Annotated in this window: 16 protein-coding genes and 3 pseudogenes; 18 read left to right on the plus strand and 1 reads right to left on the minus strand. The window is 37.2% G+C overall.

The features are described from left to right. The first annotated feature begins 110 nt into the window (after positions 1 to 110). The 16 genes and pseudogenes from ilvB to PVA17_RS10410 all read left to right on the plus strand — a co-directional run bounded on the left by ilvB (position 111) and on the right by PVA17_RS10410 (position 17,568). Complete coding sequence (gene ilvB / locus PVA17_RS10335; protein ID WP_274067644.1) at positions 111 to 1,877, plus strand: biosynthetic-type acetolactate synthase large subunit; 1,767 nt, start codon at positions 111 to 113, stop codon at positions 1,875 to 1,877. After that, positions 1,874 to 2,389, plus strand: a complete 516-nt coding sequence (gene ilvN / locus PVA17_RS10340; protein ID WP_132359853.1) for an acetolactate synthase small subunit — start codon at positions 1,874 to 1,876, stop codon at positions 2,387 to 2,389. The genes ilvB and ilvN overlap by 4 nt, the downstream gene beginning before the upstream one ends. A 98-nt stretch (positions 2,390 to 2,487) precedes the next feature. After that, entirely contained in the window at positions 2,488 to 3,522 is a 1,035-nt protein-coding gene (ilvC, locus tag PVA17_RS10345) for a ketol-acid reductoisomerase (RefSeq protein ID WP_132359851.1), read from the plus strand. After that, positions 3,518 to 3,700 (plus strand): annotated as a pseudogene (locus PVA17_RS10350) (2-isopropylmalate synthase); the annotation flags it as partial. The gene ilvC and the pseudogene PVA17_RS10350, both read left to right, overlap by 5 nt. Positions 3,701 to 3,735: 35 nt before the next feature. Beyond that, positions 3,736 to 4,836, plus strand: a complete 1,101-nt coding sequence (leuB, locus tag PVA17_RS10355; RefSeq protein WP_274067645.1) for a 3-isopropylmalate dehydrogenase — start codon at positions 3,736 to 3,738, stop codon at positions 4,834 to 4,836. Positions 4,837 to 4,853: 17 nt separating this feature from the next. Further along, positions 4,854 to 6,263 (plus strand): 3-isopropylmalate dehydratase large subunit, encoded by a 1,410-nt coding sequence (leuC, locus tag PVA17_RS10360; RefSeq protein WP_132359847.1) that lies wholly within the window; start codon positions 4,854 to 4,856, stop codon positions 6,261 to 6,263. A 30-nt stretch (positions 6,264 to 6,293) separates the two neighbouring features. Then, positions 6,294 to 6,884, plus strand: a complete 591-nt coding sequence (leuD, locus tag PVA17_RS10365) for a 3-isopropylmalate dehydratase small subunit (protein ID WP_132359845.1) — start codon at positions 6,294 to 6,296, stop codon at positions 6,882 to 6,884. Between the two features lie 382 nt (positions 6,885 to 7,266). Beyond that, positions 7,267 to 8,478, plus strand: a complete 1,212-nt coding sequence (locus PVA17_RS10370; RefSeq protein WP_274067646.1) for an MFS transporter — start codon at positions 7,267 to 7,269, stop codon at positions 8,476 to 8,478. Continuing rightward, positions 8,475 to 8,645 carry a hypothetical protein gene (locus PVA17_RS10375; protein ID WP_248716253.1) on the plus strand — a complete coding sequence of 57 codons (171 nt, stop codon included), beginning with the start codon at positions 8,475 to 8,477 and terminating at the stop codon, positions 8,643 to 8,645. Before PVA17_RS10370 ends, PVA17_RS10375 begins: the two co-directional genes overlap by 4 nt. 355 nt (positions 8,646 to 9,000) lie before the next feature. Next, entirely contained in the window at positions 9,001 to 9,882 is an 882-nt protein-coding gene (gene rbsK / locus PVA17_RS10380) for a ribokinase (protein ID WP_132359841.1), read from the plus strand. A 233-nt stretch (positions 9,883 to 10,115) separates the two neighbouring features. After that, positions 10,116 to 11,966 carry a dynamin family protein gene (locus PVA17_RS10385; RefSeq protein ID WP_274067647.1) on the plus strand — a complete coding sequence of 617 codons (1,851 nt, stop codon included), beginning with the start codon at positions 10,116 to 10,118 and terminating at the stop codon, positions 11,964 to 11,966. Between the two features lie 139 nt (positions 11,967 to 12,105). Next, complete coding sequence (locus PVA17_RS10390; RefSeq protein WP_274067648.1) at positions 12,106 to 13,338, plus strand: RtcB family protein; 1,233 nt, start codon at positions 12,106 to 12,108, stop codon at positions 13,336 to 13,338. 90 nt (positions 13,339 to 13,428) lie between these two features. Further along, positions 13,429 to 14,424 (plus strand): LacI family DNA-binding transcriptional regulator, encoded by a 996-nt coding sequence (locus PVA17_RS10395; RefSeq protein WP_274067649.1) that lies wholly within the window; start codon positions 13,429 to 13,431, stop codon positions 14,422 to 14,424. Positions 14,425 to 14,523: 99 nt separating this feature from the next. Continuing rightward, positions 14,524 to 15,945, plus strand: a complete 1,422-nt coding sequence (locus PVA17_RS10400; RefSeq protein WP_274067650.1) for an aldehyde dehydrogenase family protein — start codon at positions 14,524 to 14,526, stop codon at positions 15,943 to 15,945. A 271-nt stretch (positions 15,946 to 16,216) separates the two neighbouring features. Then, positions 16,217 to 16,369: pseudogene (locus PVA17_RS10405) on the plus strand (N-acyl homoserine lactonase family protein); the annotation flags it as partial. Between the two features lie 17 nt (positions 16,370 to 16,386). Further along, complete coding sequence (locus PVA17_RS10410; RefSeq protein WP_274067651.1) at positions 16,387 to 17,568, plus strand: iron-containing alcohol dehydrogenase; 1,182 nt, start codon at positions 16,387 to 16,389, stop codon at positions 17,566 to 17,568. A gap of 221 nt (positions 17,569 to 17,789) precedes the next feature. Here the strand turns inward: PVA17_RS10410 and PVA17_RS10415 are convergent, their stop codons facing one another. Further along, complete coding sequence (locus PVA17_RS10415) at positions 17,790 to 18,182, minus strand: transglutaminase-like domain-containing protein (RefSeq protein WP_337993608.1); 393 nt, start codon at positions 18,180 to 18,182, stop codon at positions 17,790 to 17,792. Between the two features lie 181 nt (positions 18,183 to 18,363). On the opposite strand from PVA17_RS10415, the gene PVA17_RS10420 reads away from it, so the two are divergent. Both PVA17_RS10420 and PVA17_RS25545 read left to right on the plus strand, forming a co-directional pair. Next, on the plus strand, positions 18,364 to 18,882 hold the full coding sequence (locus tag PVA17_RS10420) for a hypothetical protein (protein ID WP_274067652.1): 519 nt from the start codon (positions 18,364 to 18,366) through the stop codon (positions 18,880 to 18,882). Positions 18,883 to 18,995: 113 nt separating this feature from the next. Then, positions 18,996 to 19,113: pseudogene (locus PVA17_RS25545) on the plus strand (CPCC family cysteine-rich protein); the annotation flags it as partial. Between the last annotated feature and the right edge of the window lie 266 nt (positions 19,114 to 19,379).

A 19,379-nucleotide genomic window follows, 5' to 3' on the forward strand; every position in this document is an offset into this window, starting at 1 on the left:
TTAGGACTTAAAACAGCCTGTCATCTCTTTTCAAGGAGATAGCCGGTTTGTAATATTTCAATGATGCACATGACTGATGTGAAATTGAATGATAAGAAGGAGGCATATTGATGAGCACGAACGTTTCTATCAATGAGAAAGAAGAATTAGCAACAACGGCAAAAGCTGAACAAACCTATCAAGCGAAAGATGGTGCTGACGTATTAGTGCAAGCACTGCATGAACAAGGTGTTGAAATTGTTTTTGGTTACCCAGGTGGAGCGGTATTACCAATCTATGATGCGATGTATAAAAATCCAATTCGTCATATTTTAACTAGACATGAACAAGGTGCAATCCATGCAGCGGAAGGTTATGCGCGTGTTTCCAATAAAACAGGTGTTGTTATTGCGACAAGCGGTCCAGGGGCAACAAACTTAGTAACTGGTATAGCTGATGCAATGATTGATTCCATCCCATTAGTTGTATTCACTGGTCAAGTTTCAACTTCTGTGATTGGTACAGATGCTTTCCAAGAAGCGGACATTATGGGCATTACGACACCCATTACGAAACACAATTACCAGGTACAGGATGTTAATGATATCCCGCGTATTGTTAAAGAGGCTTTCCATATTGCCAGCACTGGTCGGAAGGGTCCTGTTGTAGTGGATTTCCCGAAAAACGTTTCTCAAATGCTATTTGATGTGGAGAATCCACCACAGGCTCCTGATGAAATCTATTTACCGGGTTATCAGCCAACATACAAACCGAATTATTTACAAGTTCAAAAGGCTATTCAGGCGATTTCACTGGCTAAAAATCCAATCATTTTAGCTGGAGCTGGTGTCCTCTTTGCAGATGCTAAAGAAGAGTTAACAGCATTCGCTGAAAAGTATCGAATTCCAGTAGCAAACACGCTATTAGGACTAGGTTCAATTCATGGAGACCATGAATTATTCATAGGTATGGCAGGAATGCATGGAACTGCAACAGCGAACACAGCTATTACAAAATCAGATTTACTGTTGAATATCGGAGCTCGCTTTGATGACCGTTTAACTGGTAATTTAGCAACATTTGCTCCAAATGCAACAATTATACACATCGATATTGATCCAGCGGAAATTGGAAAAAACGTGCCGACAGATATTCCAATCGTTGCAGATGCCAAAGAAGCATTAAAAGCATTATTGAAAAAGGACTTTGATGGTCCTAATACAACTGAATGGCTAGCGTACTTAAATAACCATGCCAAAGAATATCCATTATGGTACAGCAAGGAACCAGGGGACAAAGAGATTTTACCGCAGGAAGCACTAGAGCTTGTGCATAAAATTACTGAAGGTGACGCAATTGTCACTACAGATGTTGGCCAGCATCAAATGTGGGCTGCGCAATATTATCGCTTAAACAATGATCACGGATGGGTAACGTCTGGTGGACTTGGTACGATGGGCTTCGGCTTCCCAGCTGCAATTGGCGCCCAGTTTGCGAAGCCAGACAAAAAAGTTGTTTCCATTGTAGGTGATGCAGGATTCCAAATGACTGCGCAAGAGCTTTCCATACTACAAGAATTCAACTTACCGGTAAAAGTAGTGATTTTAAATAATAGCTGTCTAGGAATGGTACGCCAATGGCAAGAAACATTTTATGAGGAGCGTTATTCATCTTCCTTAATGCCGATCCAACCAGATTTTGTTAAATTAGCGGATGCATATGGTCTTAAAGGCTACCGAATAAACACAATCGATGAAGCGGAAAGTATTTTCCGTGAGGCACTACTTTCCGATGAGCCAGTATTAATTGATTGTCGTGTAAAACAGAGCCAATGTGTTTATCCAATGGTAGCACCAGGCAAAGGCCTACATGAAATGATTGGGGTGAAAAAGAATTGAAACGAGTAATTACAGTAACAGTGATTAACCAAAGCGGTGTGTTAAATCGTGTAACAGGCTTACTTATGAAGCGTCAATTTAATATTGAATCAATTACAGTTGGTCATACAGAGCAACCAAACTTTTCGAAAATGACTTTTGTCGTAAACGTTGAGGATGAGCGTAAAATTGAACAGCTAGTGAAGCAATTATCGAAACAAATTGATGTATTAAAGGTCAATGATATTACAGATAAATCAATCGTGCTACGCGAGTTAGCGCTTGTGAAGGTAATTTCACCACCAAACTTACGACTAGAAATGAATTCAATAGTGGAACCATTCCGTCCTCAAATTATTGATACAGCGAAAAACGTTGTCACCTATCAAGTAGTAGGAGATCCAGATAAGATTGATGCCTTTATTGAACTAATTCGACCTTATGGTATTAAAGAATTAACGCGTACAGGGGCTACAGCATCTGTTCGTGAAACACAAAAAATCTCAAATGCGCAGCTCTCTATTTTAAAATAGTTTGCATATAAAATTCACAGCTTTGGATGCATAGCCCTTGTTGGCTTCCTTGCATCTGAGGTTGAAAAAAACAAACCCAAAATTAGGAGGAAAAAACAATGGCTACTATGTACTATGAACAAAACATCAACGAGGAAGTATTAAAAGGAAAGAAAATCGCAATCATCGGTTATGGTTCACAAGGTCATGCACACGCCTTAAATCTTAAAGAATCAGGATTCGATGTAGTTGTAGGCGTTCGTCCAGGCGGATCATTCGATGCAGCAAAAGCGGATGGAATAGATGTAAAGACTGTTGCGGAAGCAGCGCAAGAAGCAGATGTTATCCAGATTTTACTTCCAGATGAGCGTCAAAAAGCAGTATATGAAGCTGAAATTGCTCCACATCTTGAAGCGGGTAAAGCACTTATGTTTGCACACGGCTTTAACATTCATTTCGGTCAAATTACACCACCAGCAGATGTAGATGTATTTTTAGTTGCTCCGAAAGGTCCAGGACACTTAGTTCGTCGTCAATTCCAAGAAGGTGCTGGTGTACCAGGTTTATTCGCAATTCATCAAGATGCAACTGGTCAAGCAAAAGATTTAGCTCTTGCATACGGTAAAGGAATCGGTGCAGCTCGTGGCGGTTTACTTGAAACAACATTCAAAGAAGAAACTGAAACGGATTTATTCGGTGAGCAAGCTGTACTTTGTGGCGGTGCTACACAATTAGTTAGAGCAGGATTTGAAACATTAGTAGAAGCAGGCTACCAGCCAGAGCTAGCATACTTTGAAACACTTCACGAACTAAAATTAATTGTTGACCTGATGTTTGAGGGTGGTATGGCAACGATGCGTTACTCAGTATCAGATACAGCAGAGTGGGGCGACTATGTTGCGGGCCCGCGCATTATCGATGACTCCGTTAAAGCTCGTATGAAAGATGTATTAACGGATATTCAAGATGGTACATTCGCTCGCCGTTGGATTCAAGAAAATGAAAACGGTCGTCCAGAATATACAAAATTCAAAGAAGCTGGTGCAAACCACCAAATCGAAGAAGTTGGTGCTAAATTACGTGCTATGATGCCATTCATCAACGAAGGTAAAGAAAAGGTTGTAAGAGAAGTGGCTACAAGTACGAAAAATTGATATTTTCGATACAACACTTCGCGACGGCGAACAATCTGCTGGTATTAATCTAAACACAGCAGAGAAGATTGAAATCGCCAAGCAACTGGAGCGCCTAGGAGTGACAATTATTGAAGCAGGTTTTCCTGCTTCGTCACCAGGTGACTTTGAGGCGGTAAATCGTATTGCAAATTTAGTATAGTTCAACGCTATACAAAGAAAGGTGTTTTGACGATGGAGAAAAAAATTACAGTACTTCCTGGTGACGGAATAGGGCCAGAGGTTGTTGCTTCTGCTGTACGTGTATTGCAGGTGATTGGTAAGCGATTCAACCATACATTCCATTTAAGTTATGCAACAATCGGAGGCGCTGCCATCGACCAACACAATAATCCACTACCAGATGAAACAATTGAGATGTGTGAAAAGAGTGACGCAGTTATACTGGGAGCCGTTGGTGGTCCGAAGTGGGATAATAATCCACCGGAATTACGTCCAGAAAAAGGATTATTACGCATTCGCAAACATTTTGATTTATTCGCAAATCTACGTCCAGTAAAGGCGTTCCCGAGTTTACTAGATGCTTCGCCATTAAAGCGTGAAGTAGCCGAAAACGTCGATTTAATGATTGTACGTGAATTAACAGGCGGCGTATACTTCGGGGAACCACGTATGCGTACTGAGAATGGCGCGATAGATACAACTGTTTACTCAACTGCTGAAGTTGAACGTATCGTTGAAAATGCCTTTGAATTAGCACGTTTACGTGGAGGCAAATTATGCTCTGTTGATAAAGCGAATGTACTTGAAACAAGTCGTTTATGGCGCGAAGTTGTAGAAGCGAAGAAAAAAGAGTATCCAGATGTGCAAGTAGAACACAATTTAGTAGATTCAGTTGCTATGAAATTAATTACAAACCCTAGTTATTATGATGTGGTCGTTACTGAAAATATGTTTGGAGATATTTTAAGTGATGAAGCATCTGTTATTACAGGTTCTTTAGGCGTTCTACCATCTGCTTCTATTCGCGGAGATAATTTTGGTCTATATGAACCAGTACATGGCTCAGCGCCAGAAATTGCAGGTCAAGGTGTAGCAAACCCTGCCGCAACCATTCTTTCAGTGGCCATGATGCTACAATATTCATTTGGCTTAAAAGAAGAGGCTGCAGAAATCGAACGTGCTGTAAGTGCAGTATTTGATGATGGCTATTTCACAGCAGATCTTGCACGTGATGGTAGTCGTATACTTTCGACGAATGAATGGACAGATAAAGTCATTAACGAGATAGATACAAGCTTTGTTTCAGAAAGCATTATGACAACATACATTTAAAGAAATAGGTGAAGATAATGGGCAAAAATATAATTGAAAAGATTTGGGATAAACATGTCGTTTATCAGGAAGAGGGCAAACCGGACCTGTTATATATTGATCTCCATTTAATTCATGAAGTAACTTCCCCACAAGCCTTTGAAGGTCTAAGATTGAATGGCCGTCAAGTACGTCGCCCAGATTTAAGCTTTGCAACAATGGATCATAACGTACCTACAAAAAATCTACCAACGATTCATGATTCGATTGCGCGTAACCAAATCGAAACGTTAGCTAAAAATGCTGAGGAATTTGGCGTTGAACTTGCAGGAATGGGGCATCCTGACCAAGGGATTGTTCACGTAATTGGACCTGAGCTAGGTTTAACGCAGCCTGGTAAAACGATTGTCTGTGGTGATTCCCATACGTCTACACATGGTGCGTTCGGAGCGATTGCTTTCGGTATTGGAACATCAGAGGTAGAACATGTATTGTCAACACAAACTCTATGGCAAAACAAGCCGAAAACAATGGAAATTCGTGTAGAAGGTGAGCTTCCGGTAGGTGTTGCTGCCAAAGATATTATTTTAGCAATTATATCGAAATTCGGTATCGGTGTCGGCACTGGACATATTGTGGAATTCACTGGAGAGGCTATCCATAAGCTTTCTATGGAAGAACGGATGACAATTTGTAATATGTCAATCGAAGCGGGTGCAAAGGCAGGGCTAATTTCTCCTGACCAAACGACTGTTGACTATATTCGTGGTCGCAAGCATGCGCCACAAGGAGAAAAGTTTGAGGAAGCAGCAAATTATTGGTTAAGCTTAGCATCCGATGAAGATGCAACGTATGATACAGTTCGTATTATTCAAGCAGAAGAAATTGAGCCAATCATCACTTGGGGAACGAATCCGTCAATGGGTTCAGGTGTTTCAAGTAATGTACCAACACAGTCAGAGTATGAGGATGAGTCAGATAAAGCTGCTCTTCGCAAAGCACTAGCCTACATGGGCTTAGAGGAAGGTCAACCATTAACTTCAATCGATATTCAACACGTATTTATCGGTTCTTGCACAAACTCACGCATTAGTGATTTACGTGCAGCTGCAAATGTCATCGAAGGGCGTAAGGTACATGAAAATGTAACAGCGATCGTTGTGCCAGGCTCCTATTCGACAAAAAAACAAGCAGAAGCAGAAGGATTAGATAAAATCTTTACAGATGCTGGCTTTGAATGGCGTGAGACAGGTTGCTCAATGTGTCTGGCAATGAATGATGATGTAGTACCGGCTGGTGAACGCTGTGCATCAACATCAAATCGTAACTTTGAAGGACGCCAAGGAGCTGGTTCTCGTACGCACTTAGTATCACCGCCAATGGCAGCAGCTGCAGCAATTGCTGGCCACTTTGTGGATGTACGTGAATTCGTAAAGGAAACTGTGTAAATGCTATTTACACGGAAGGGATGATTGTAAATGGAACCAATTAATATCGTAAATAGTGTAATAACACCACTCGATCGTAAAAATGTCGATACAGACCAAATTATTTCGAAAGAGTTTTTAAAGCGTATTGAGCGTACAGGTTTTGGTCAGTATTTATTTTACCATTGGCGCTTTGATGGAGAGGGCAATGAAATTAAGGATTTTGTATTAAACAAACCCGAATATAAAAACTCTAAAATTTTAGTAGCACAAGATAACTTCGGCTGTGGTTCATCCCGTGAACATGCACCGTGGGCTATCCTAGACTATGGCTTCAATGTCGTAATTGCACCATCATTCGCAGATATTTTCCATAATAACTGCTTCAAAAATGGTATTTTACCAATCAAACTAACTGCAGCAGAGTGTGATGAAGTTCTAGCTAAAGGCTTAGAAAATCCGTATACGATGGAAGTCAATCTAGAAGCACAAACAGTAACGGGTGAAGATGGTGCAATTTATAAATTTAGCATCGATCCTTATTATAAAGAAACATTGCTAAACGGTTGGGATGAAATTGCGCTAACCTTTAAATACGAAGAACATATTGCTGCTTACGAAGCAGAACGTATTGTATTTTAATAGATTGAGGACTTACCCTTTGACTGAAGACGGATTTGTTGTCTTCAGTTTTTTTGTTGCTTAAAGAAGGGGTTGCCTTGAGTGAAGGGGAAACGGCTCAGGTAGCAGGCAGAACGCATAGCTTTGTAAATGATAGTTCTAATAAAAAGCGACTTTAGTTATTTGAATGTTTATTTAAAAAACGCAACAAATTGAAGTAATATTTTGATAATATATAAATAGAGTTATGGGAAATAAATGGAATGTTACCCAGTTTGTTGTCATGACGCTATAAGTTAGTAATGAATATAAGTAGGAACGGAAATTAATTAACGATTGGTGGTGAGTCAGTTAAACATTTACAAGAAAAGCTTTTAAGTAAAAGCGAGGGGGAACTATAAAAATGAAAATCCTTCGAAAATACAGCTTGTTAATTGGTGGCTTAGGTTTTTCTAATTTAGGGAACTGGATTTACCTTGTTGCGCTAAATTTATTAATATGGCATTTAACGCAATCGCCTGCAGCGATGGCTGGAATTTTTATTGTCGGACCAATAGCAAGAGTTTTAACAAGTTTGGTAGCAGGCTCTTTCATTGATCGTATGAATAAACGCAAGTTGATGATTGCAACTGATATTATACGAGGTTGCATTGTTTTTTGTATGCCGTTTATGGAATCTATTTGGCTTATCTATATGCTGTTATTTTTAGCGAACATAGCGAGTAGTTTCTTTGGGCCGAGCAGTACATATTATATTACAAAGCTTGTTCCCTCAGAAGATAGACAACGATTCAACGCAATTCTTGGTACGTTCAATTCAGGCTCGTTTTTAGTTGGTCCAGCACTTGCAGGAGTCCTCATCATGCTTTTTAATACAACAATTACGATTTGGTTTAACAGCTTTACATTTTTTGTTTGTGCTTTGATCATATACTTATTACCTGATGTAGATGATGTGAAGGAAACTTCACGGCAACGTATTACTTGGCAAATATTAAAAAGTGACTACCTAGCGGTGATAGCTTTCATTCGACAACATTCATTATTTATAACGATTTATTTACTGTTTCAAAGTACATTAATGATTGCATTTGCGCTTGATTCTCAGGAAACAACCTTTATAAAGCAGGATTTGGCTTTATCCGATAGCTTATATGGAGTTTTTGTGAGTAGTGCAGGAGCCGGAGCAATTGTAGGTGGAATGGTTGCTGCAAGCTTCGCCAAAAAAAGGTCCACTCGGTCATATATGGCTTTTGGCTTGTTGCTGACAATGCTGTTTTATACAGCTTTTTATGCCTCGACATCGAGTGTTTTGGCCTTTGTAAGTTTTGTTTTTTTAGGCTTTTTTATGGCATTTAGTAATACTGGTTATGAGACGTTTTATCAGCAAAATGTACTACCTGAAATGATGGGGAGATTCGGTAGTATTTCTAGTATTTTTCAAAATATTTTACAAATCTCCTTTACTTTACTATTAGGTCTGTTTGCAGAATTATTTACACTTCAAATGACGGCAATTATTTTTGGTATTATAAGTATTTTATTGTCGCTCTCATTATATTTTGTACTATATTCCCCGAAAAACTACATCGGGTTAAAGGAGGAAGTATCATGATTAGCTATAAGGTGCATTGTATTTTTTGTAAGAAAATATTTGAAGTTGTAGAAGGCACAAGGAAATATAAACTATATAAAGAAAATATGGACGGGAAGTTTTCCTGTGATGATTGTGATAGGAAAATTGAATTAGAGGCAAGGAAAGGTTTATTAGGAAAACTTTAACCTCATTTAGCGAGTGTCAAAACGTCTAGCGCCACGTCCTGTGGCAAAGATGAGTGACCAATATCCTGTTGCTGCCGCTACGTTGCACTGCGCTTTCGCACAAAAACCATCTGTTGCTGCCGCTACGTTGCACTGCGCTTTCGCACAAAAACCATCTGTTGCTGCCGCTACGTTGCACTGCGCTTTCGCACAAAAACCATCTGTCGCTGCCGCTACGTTAAAGGGTGCTGAAAAACTGCATTGCAGAATATGGAGTAAGAAGATTAGTACCCCATAATTTTCAAATGTAAATGGCCTGTCTTTCTACTGTTTTCTCAGTTAAAATGGAAAAATAAGATGGAAGGTAGGTCAAAAGATGATTACAGTTATAGGTAGTATAAATATGGATTTAGTTGTACAAATGGGGGTTTTTCCGAAGCAGGGTGAAACGATTCTTGGTACAGATTTTCAAACGATTCCAGGAGGAAAAGGGGCTAATCAGGCAATTGCTGCAGCACGTCTTGGAAGTGAAGTCACAATGATAGGCTGCGTAGGTTCCGATAGTTTTGGCGAAACATTGTGCAATGTTTTACAGCAAGAGCATGTTCAAACTGAAGCTATTACAAGCGTATCTGCACCAACTGGGATTGCTAATATTTTAATCTACAATAATGATAACCGTATCATAGTAGTACCAGGGGCAAATTATGAGTTAAAGCCTGCGCATATAGAGGCAGCGAAAGAAATCATTCAAAAAAGTCAAATGGTAATTATGCAGCTAGAAATCCCAACAGAAACGACCGCTTATGCAATAAAACTTTGTAAAGAAGCGAATGTACCTGTTTTATTAAATCCTGCACCAGCGGCTAATTTTGATGTGCAATGGATGGAGGATATTGCCTATATCACCCCAAATGAAACGGAGTGTGCAGAAATTTTTGGAGATAATGTAGAACAAATAATAGAAAAGTATCCTAATAAAATGATTATTACGCTAGGTAGTGATGGGGCACGCTATTTTGATGGTGAGTATCCTATTCATGTTCCGGGCTATTTGACGAAAGTAGTAGATACAACAGGTGCAGGTGATACGTTTAACGGTGCACTCGCTTATGCTTTAGCAGAAGGGCAATCATTGGATCAGGCAGTGTATTTCGCAAATATTGCAGCTTCATTATCAGTGGAGAAATTCGGTGCACAAGGTGGAATGCCAACACTTGGAGCAGTTTACTCACGTATGGCTGGAATGGAAGAATGAAGGGGAGACTAACTCTCTTACGAATTTATCATAATAATTTTTATTTCTTTTAGTCTGAATGAGTAATAGTATCTGAGATAACTTGTTTAAAAATGTAAGATTTATTACCTATTTGTGACGGTTGCATTTAAGTATATTGTCCTTTTTTGTCATTATTTCTTAGTACTATATATTAATAAATGAATATTTTCATTTATAATAACTTTAGATACATACGAAAAGAGGTTTTGGGGATGACAAATATTGATAATGTTCCGATCGAATATACAGCCTCAGCGAATAATATTTTGCCACAGCTTGTCGATCATTTGCGACAATTACATGGCATTATTGTACAAAATACTTATGTAAAAGATACAGCAAAACATTTAAATCGTATCATTCAAGATGCTAACAACGAAACGATGATTCTTATTGTTGGGAAAGAGCGTGTTGGAAAAACAACACTTGTAAATGGACTTTTAGGACGTCAAGTTTTGCCTGTTAGTGATCAGCATCCAACAGGGGTAAATACATTTTTGCGATACGGTGAACATGAAGAAATAAAGGCGTATTTTTTAGATGGCGTTGTAGCAATATTTGATATGAGCAAGCTAGAATTATTGACAACTAGCGATACTTTTGCATCTCAAATACTACGAGAACATTTAGATTACTTAGAAGTATATTTGAAAAACGATTTATTAAAATCAGTAACAATTATTGATTCGGTTTCATTGGAAGCTGGAGGAGGGGAAATGGCCTACTTCCCAGAAGCATTGATGAACCGTGTTGACGAAATCTTTTGGGTATTACGCTCAGGTTCAATGGCTATTTATCCTGAAATATTATTGATGGAAACGCTAAAAAACAAAGGTGTTGAGCCTCTTTGTGTAATCAATGCTATAGATTCAAATGAAAATACACAGGCGTTTATTAATGCTGAGAGGGAACGAATTGGGCATTTAATAAGTGATTTTGTAGCTATCTCTGCAAGAGAAGCAATTGAAGCTAAACAGACTAATAGTGATGAGCTTTGGGAGAAAAGTCAGTATGAGCAATTAATTTCAGAAATTCATCGGGTTGCAGAAAATAGTGATAAGAAAACGTATGGCATTTTAATTCGCTTCTTGCAATGGCTTGAACGATTCCGCTTCGAATTAACTGTTATTCCACAAAGAGATCCATTCCAATCTGCAGTTGAGAACATTGAAAAGTATGCAGGCGATACACAATACGAATTTTCACGCTATCAACGTGATTTAGCGATTGTAACTGAATATGAGCAAGAATACGAGCAGGTTGCCAACGTATTTAAAAATGTTCAAACATTATATCAACTTTTACAAACCATTTCACAAAATGATTATTTTCAGGATGAAATTGTGGAAAGCTTTACAGAAAAAGCTGTTTTATATCAACAAATGTTACGGGAATACCGTAATATGCATAGCGATTATATACGTGAATATGATCGATTGGACGCTCAGCATAAAAAAATTCACGGAAAAGGCCTTATGAAAGCTATTTTTGGTCAGCATACACAAAATGGATTTTTCAAGGAACGTGTCAATAAGTTAAATGAGCAGCAAGTTGTTTGTATTGCACAATATGAAAAAGTGCAAGAAGCGGAGGCAACGATGCTTCACTCCCTTTATTCAATACAAAGTTATCTTATGGAGTTAACGAAAAAACGTTTGGAACGTATTGAGCAAAAAGTGCAAGAGCTAAATCGCCAACGTTCAAAAGAAAAGCGTCAATTAAAGTTATACGCAAATAAATTAAATGAATTTTCTTGTTTAATTGAGGCGCAGGGCTATATTAAAGAAAATATTCAACCATTTTTAATGGACGAACAAATGCCGTTAAAAGAAAAAGATATTGTCATGCTAAAAGAAACGATTAACAGTATTATTAGCATTGATCTGACAAATAATGGGCTACTTGCACGTAGTCAAATGAACAATAAAATGGAGAGCATTGCAATTCCTTTCGATGTTCAGAAAAAATATCCATTACATACGTTAGCTTTAACAGAAGTAGATGTAAAATCAAACGATATACCAGAAATACCGAAAAAATTAGATATTCAATATGAAGAATAAACGTTAAAAGAAATGTTCTAAAATTATTTTGTAATTTTAGAACATTTTTTATGTATTTCCTGTTTTCCACAAATGGATTAATTGGCGAAAGTTGGAACCAAATAAGCCGATTTTCGTATTGATAGTAGGAGGGATAAACATGATTCAAATTAAAGGACGTTTTACTGAAGCGAAAATTTATTCAAATACAGCCTTACAATCAGCTATTGATCAAATTAAAGAATTGGCAAATCAAGCCTTTATGGCAGGAACAAAAGTACGGATTATGCCAGATTATCATGCAGGGAAGGGTTGTGTTATTGGCACAACAATTCAACTGCAAAATCGTGTAGTGCCTAATCTTGTAGGCGTTGATGTAGGCTGTGGTGTATTTGTAGCAGAGTTAAATGAGGCGGATATCGATTTTTCGAAACTTGATGCTACAATTCGAGCACATATACCAAGCGGACAGAATATCCATCAGGAAGTATCTTCTGCACGTCATTTTGTTGAATTCGAGGGGAGACAGTTTGTAGCAAGTGGTTTAAAAGATGACTATACGAATTTATCGCTTGGTACACTTGGGGGAGGCAATCATTTTATCGAGCTTGCCAAAGACGAAGCAGGCACACATTACTTACTTATCCATACTGGGTCGCGATATGTCGGAGCTAAGGTAGCGAATTGGCATCAAAAAAGAGCCTATGAAACATTACAACAAGAAGATTTAAAAGAAAAAATTGCCGAGCTGAAATATCAGGGGCGCGAAAAAGAAATTCAAACGATGATTAAAGCTTTTAAAGAGCAAAATCCTATTGTACCAAAAGATTTAGCTTATTTAGAGGGTGAGTATTTCCATGATTATATACACGATATGAAAATTGCTCAGCAATATGCTCGGATGAATCGTTGGACAATTGCCGAAACAATCTCCAAGCATATGAACTGGCGTTTTAACGAAACATTCGATACGATCCATAACTATATTGATACAGAAACAATGACGTTAAGAAAAGGAGCCGTTCGAGCAAATAAAGGGGAGAAGCTCGTTATTCCTATGAATATGCGAGATGGCTCACTCATTTGTATGGGGAAAGGGAATGCAGATTGGAATTACTCAGCACCACATGGGGCAGGGAGAATGTATTCTCGCCGTGCTGCAAAAGAAGCACTAAACATGGAAGATTTTAAAGAAACGATGCAAGGAATTTGGACAACATCCGTAAATGAAGAAACATTAGATGAAGCCCCAATGGCCTATAAGCCGATGTCAGAAATTACATCTGTTCTTGAGGAAACTGCAGATATAATAAAAGTGATTACACCCGTTTATAATTTTAAAGCTAGCGAAGCCGTTAAGCCTTATGAGCGAAAAAATCAGAAAAATCCCTAATAATAGAAAGTACTTGCATTTACTCTTATCTATTAACATTATTTCTTTAATGGTATAAAATAGGCTTACAAAGATGAAGTGGGTGGTTTTTTGGTATCTTCAAAAGATGTGGCTAAATATGCGGGTGTTTCTCAAACAACGGTTTCAAGAGTGTTAAATACTCCTGAACTCGTAAAGCCGAAAACTGTTAAAAAAGTGATGCGGGCAATTGAGGATTTAAATTATATTCCAAATGATATTGCAAGATCACTTGTACAGAAAAAAACTGGCATTATTACTTTGATATCAGGGCCTTTACATAATCCTTTTTTTGTCGATACAACTACTGCAATCGTTAATTATGTTAATGCTCGGGGCTATAAAGTAAATGTTTATTTTGGTACGGAAGATGATTTAAATTCTATTTATAATTCTGTTTTGGAAACTAGAGCTGATGCGATTATATTATCGTCAATGTTATATGAAGATGACTTATTTTTTAAGCTTGAAAAACTAGGCATTCCATTTATCATGTATAATCGCAAGCATCGAGAAAACAGGTATTTTGTAGAAATTGATAATGTGGAAGCTGGTTATATAGCGACGAATCATATTTTATCTTTAGGTCATCGTGACATATGCTGGATTGGCGGTCCACATGAAATTAGTACTTTTTTTGAAAGGTACAATGGCTTTAAAAATGCTTTAAAGGACAGCGCTATAGATATTAATACAGTGCCAGCATTTTTTACAAATACGAAAAAAGACGATATTGAACGAATATTTGAGGAAATACTAAAGCTTCCTACTAGGCCTACCGCTATTTGTGCCGCAACAGATGCAATTGCTATTGAAATTTTAAACCTTTGCTTAGAGAGGGGCTTTCATGTTCCCCAAGATTTTAATGTTATAGGTATTGATAATGTGGAGCTCAGTAAGCACCATTCAATTGCTTTAACAACAGTAGGTTTAGAATCCGAAAAAAACCTCGGATTTATTGCTATTGAAAAATTATTTGAGGTAATGGAGAAAAAAAGTGCTTGCATTCAACAAACAGAATCTGTTAAACTTTTCCCGAGAAATACAACAAGTAAAAAAATAAACTGATGCCTCAGTTTATTTTTTAAAGCTAAAATGGTTACGTATTCATTTTTTTATTTTCAGAAATGAATACGTAACCATTCGAAGAGAGGAGTGAGTAAGGCCTTGAAAAAGAGCTTATTTATTAATGGACAATGGCAAATGACAGATGAATTTATGGAGGTTCAAGCTCCCTACTCAAAAGAGGTCATTGCTCAATTTGCTATGGCCACTGAAGATGATGTACAGCATGCAATTGAAAGTGCTCATGCAGCAGAAGCCGAAATGGCAGCATTAACAGCATTTCAAAGAGCAGAAATTTTAGAACAATTATCGGATCTATTTGCAAAAAATCGAGAAGAAGCAGCTAGAATTATTTCACTAGAATCAGCGAAGCCGTTAAAATATGCCTATGCTGAGATTGATCGAACGATTGAAACTTACAAATTTGCAGCAGAAGAAGCAAAGCGGCTATCTGGTGAAATGATTCCGATGGATGCATCTAAAAGTGGAGAGGGTAGATTTGGTTATACCATTCGAGAGCCATTGGGCGTTATTGCGGCTATTACACCTTTTAATTTTCCGCAAAATTTAGTAGCCCATAAAGTTGGACCCGCATTAGCAGCTGGAAATACGATTGTTTTGAAGCCTGCAACCCAAACAGCGTTATCTGCTCATTTTTTAGCACAATTATTGGCACAAACAAAATTACCAGCGGGTGCATTTAACTTAGTAACTGGGCAAGGAAAACTAGTAGGAGATGCCTTTTTAGCACATCCAAAAGTAAAGATGATTACATTTACCGGAAGTCCTGCTGTAGGTATTTCCCTCCGCAATCGCGCTGGCTTAAAGAAAGTCACATTAGAACTTGGTTCGAATGCAGGTGTTATTGTTGATGAAGGGATTCAACTCGATAAGATTATGGACCGAATTGTAATGGGGGCTTTTTCAAATCAAGGTCAAGTTTGCATCTCCCTACAGCGTATATATGTAAAAGAAAATATGATGAATGTATTTTTAGAAAAACTAAAAGCAAAAATAGAACAGCTAACAATAGGGGACCCTTTAGATGTAACAACGGATTTAGCGATGATGATTTCAGAAACGGAGCAACAGCGTGCTGTTACATGGATAGAAGAAGCGGTAGCAGAAGGTGCCGAAGTACTGACAGGTGGTCGTATTGACAATAATATTTTACTTCCAACAGTATTATATAATGTATCCTCTCAAAGCCGTGTATCTTGTGAAGAAATATTTGCACCTGTTGTAATTGTCAATCCTGTTTCTTCCATAGAAGAAGCCATTGATGCTGTCAATGATTCACATTACGGGTTACAGGCAGGCATATTTACACCTTCAATCGAGATGGCCTTTAATGCTTCAAAGAAATTACAAGTAGGAGGCGTCATTATTAATGACGTTCCAACATACCGTGTTGACCATATGCCATATGGCGGCATTAAAGAAAGTGGAACAGGTCGAGAAGGCATCAAATATGCAGTTGAGGAAATGACAGAAATGAAGTTAGTGGTTTGGAATAACAATTAACTTCTTTCAGTAGCAAATGTTTTAAGTAGCGACAGCTACAAATGTTTTAAGTAGCGAAAGCAAAGCGACAGCTACAAATGTTTTAAGTAGCGACAGCTACAATTATGTCGAGTTATAAATGATTCGGAAATGGGGATGGTTGTAAATGAATATAATCAAACAGCACCCGAAATTGTATGTTATGGATAATAGAACAATGCGAATGGATTGCCATGCATAACCCTGCAACGATTGATCATCCAAACCAGCCAAATGAATTTGTAGAGCATCACCTATCAAGGCACCTTGTATACTTTATAATTCTGTTGGCTATAATTCTACAGTTGAACGAATTAGAAGATTAGCAAATGAAACAAATTCGCATGTGTGGTTTGGCCATGACTCAGTCCAATGTAAGTCATTTAGAAAATCGAATTATGAATAGATAGGAGTAGAACAATTATGCATAAATTAACCTTTACTCCTGCGAGTTATACAGGCTGGGGTTGTTTGAGTCAGCTACTACCGGAAGTAGAAAAATTGAAAGCAAATAATATTTTAATCATCACAGATCCATTTTTAAAAGAGTTAGGTTTAACAGATCATCTTGAAAAGCCTTTACTCGAAAATGGGTACGCTACAACTATTTATACCGATATTGCCCCAGAGCCACCGCTCGCAATTGGTGAAAAACTAGTTGATTTTACTAGAAAACATCATTTTGATTTAGTGATTGGTTTAGGGGGAGGAAGTGCATTAGACTTAGCGAAACTTGCCGCGGTTTTAGCAACACATGATGGGAAAGTGGCAGATTACTTAAATTTAACAGGAACAAAAACCCTTGAAAATAAAGGGTTACCTAAAATTTTAATTCCGACTACATCTGGAACAGGCTCAGAAGTGACAAATATTTCAGTACTGTCACTTGAAACGACGAAGGATGTTGTGACACATGATTACTTATTAGCAGATGTCTCCATTATAGACCCTGCGTTAACGATTTCCTTACCACCCAAAGTGACCGCTGCTACAGGCGTAGATGCTTTAACACATGCAATAGAGGCCTATGTTTCTGTAAATGCCAACGAAGTAACTGATGCACTTGCACTACAAGCTATAAAATTAATTAGTGTCTCCATTCGAACTGCAGTGCATGACGGTCAAAATAAGCAGGCACGCTCGGATATGAGTTATGGTAGTTATTTGGCAGGCTTAGCCTTTTTTAATGCTGGTGTTGCAGGAGTACACGCTTTAGCTTATCCACTTGGTGGCCAGTTCCATATTGCTCATGGAGATTCCAACGCAGTGCTACTACCATATGTCATGGGCTATATTCGTCAAAGTTGCGAAAAACGTATGAAAGATATTTTAGATGCAATGGGTATTTCATCTGCGTATTTATCGCAAGAAGAGGCTTCCTATAAATGTGTAGATGCATTGAAGCAACTTGTGCAGGACGTTAATATTCCGTCCACATTACAAGGATTTAATATACCTAAAACAGCACTGGAACAACTAACGGATGATGCGACAAAGCAAACAAGAATTCTAGCACGTAGTCCGATGCCGCTTAAGCGAGAAGATATCTATTCGATATATCGAGCTGCGTTTGATGGAGAAGTTCGAGAACCTCATCTACTATAACGAAGATACGAGAAACGTTGAATTGTGGGCGTTTCTCTTTTTTTAGGAGCTTTCTCAATGATTAAAGTCCCTGTTAGTGAAATAATTAAATACTTTCAGGTAAATAATGTTTCCAAAGCATCAGTATGCTCCTTTAATACAGCAATGGTTTTATTGTTTGGTTTTTGCAAAAATAATAGAATAATCCTCTTCATTAAGACTCATTTTGTTTCCTCAAGCATTTAATCATAGTTACTTTTATTGGACTTTAAATATACAGTATTCAAAGCGTGAATCGAATATCCTTTTTCTGGTGTATCAAACAACATTAAATGCTGATAACAGAAATTCGTTTGAATTCCTTGCGAGCGTAATAATGCTGCTAAAAGGTTTGATTTTTCATACAAATACCTTTGTTTATACTTCAATACATCTAAGGCGTGACAAGTAACTTTTTCCCCTTGAATATCCCAAGAATGTGATATTTCATCACGTACAAATTCAAAAGCAGTTTCTGTTTTAGTTAAGTTAAAAAATCCCTCAATTTTTTCTTTAATAATTGAATTTGAGTAATCAACCACATCTAATTCAAGTAAATAATCACCTGAATTTTCAGATTCAAATACAAACCCCATAAACATAAACCCTTTTTATTGTATTTTTTATTTGTAATTATATGTTAATAAATAACATGGGGGTGGTTAGTATATATTTTAAATTCAACAAACAGTGCAGTTTAGTTAAGCAACAGTAGTGAGTTATTGTTAAAATGATGTTAGTATAGAATTTTAAAGAAACTAAAGGGGAGGGATAGTATTGCAAATTAATTTGAACAAATCTCTTGCTTGGAAAATGGGGGAGATGCTTGAAGCTGGCTTAATAACATATAAGCACTATTTATTATTTTGTGATGAAATTATAGATAAATCTGAAAGCCCTCCTTATTGGATTATAGAACTTTCATTAACAAAATTTCAAAACGGTGCAGAAAGAATTGTAAAGGAATTTGCAAATTCGGAACCCTTTGAAAATTTCCCTGAATTAAATGATTTCTACTTGGCTTGTTTATTTTTAAAATATAAACAACGTCAAATATCTTGGGCAAGTTTTCTTTTTAGTGCTGGATGGTATAGTGACGGTTCCCATTGTTCAATCCATTGTGAATTTTTTTATGACCTGCTTAATGCTTATGAAAATTCCAAATACAGTCAAGGTTTAGAAGAAATTCAAGTAATAGATGTTGAAAATCTTCTTAAGATAAATATTAGTGAAGTACAAGTCATTTATAAGATATTTGAATATTACTTTGACAAATATGTATCTAGTTCACGATGAATACTAAAGTTTCGAAAAATTAAAATTATTATAGGAACCGTTTTTCTTATTGAAGTAGTTTAGTTCAATAAGAAGTATGATAAGATTTGGTTAAAAAAGAGCGAAGAGATTATATGAAATATAATTGTCCTTGTTGTGGATATAGAATATTAGACGAGACCCGCAGGAACTTATATGGAGTTCAATTTGATGAGCGGAGGAGCTAACATTCCATCCTTGAGACAAGCACCATAAAAATTTATTATGTTTGGGGCTTCTGAGTAAAGGTGTATTGAGTTTGTAAGAAAACTTAATGAGAAAGACGAAAAAGAACCTAATTAGAAACGTTTATTACAGAGGAGAGTTATTCAGCTAACGGAGTACTTTGGTGAATATTCAATTTAAGAAAAACATAAAAACAGAGTTGATTCTAGATTAACTCTGTTTTTATGTTTTAATAGCAACAATCAAAGAAGCCCTTTTTTAAATTCTATGAAGTAATACATACAGAATATAAA

Source organism: Lysinibacillus sp. CNPSo 3705, from assembly GCF_028674935.1.
In the GTDB taxonomy this organism is placed as follows: Bacteria; Bacillota; Bacilli; order Bacillales_A; family Planococcaceae; genus Lysinibacillus.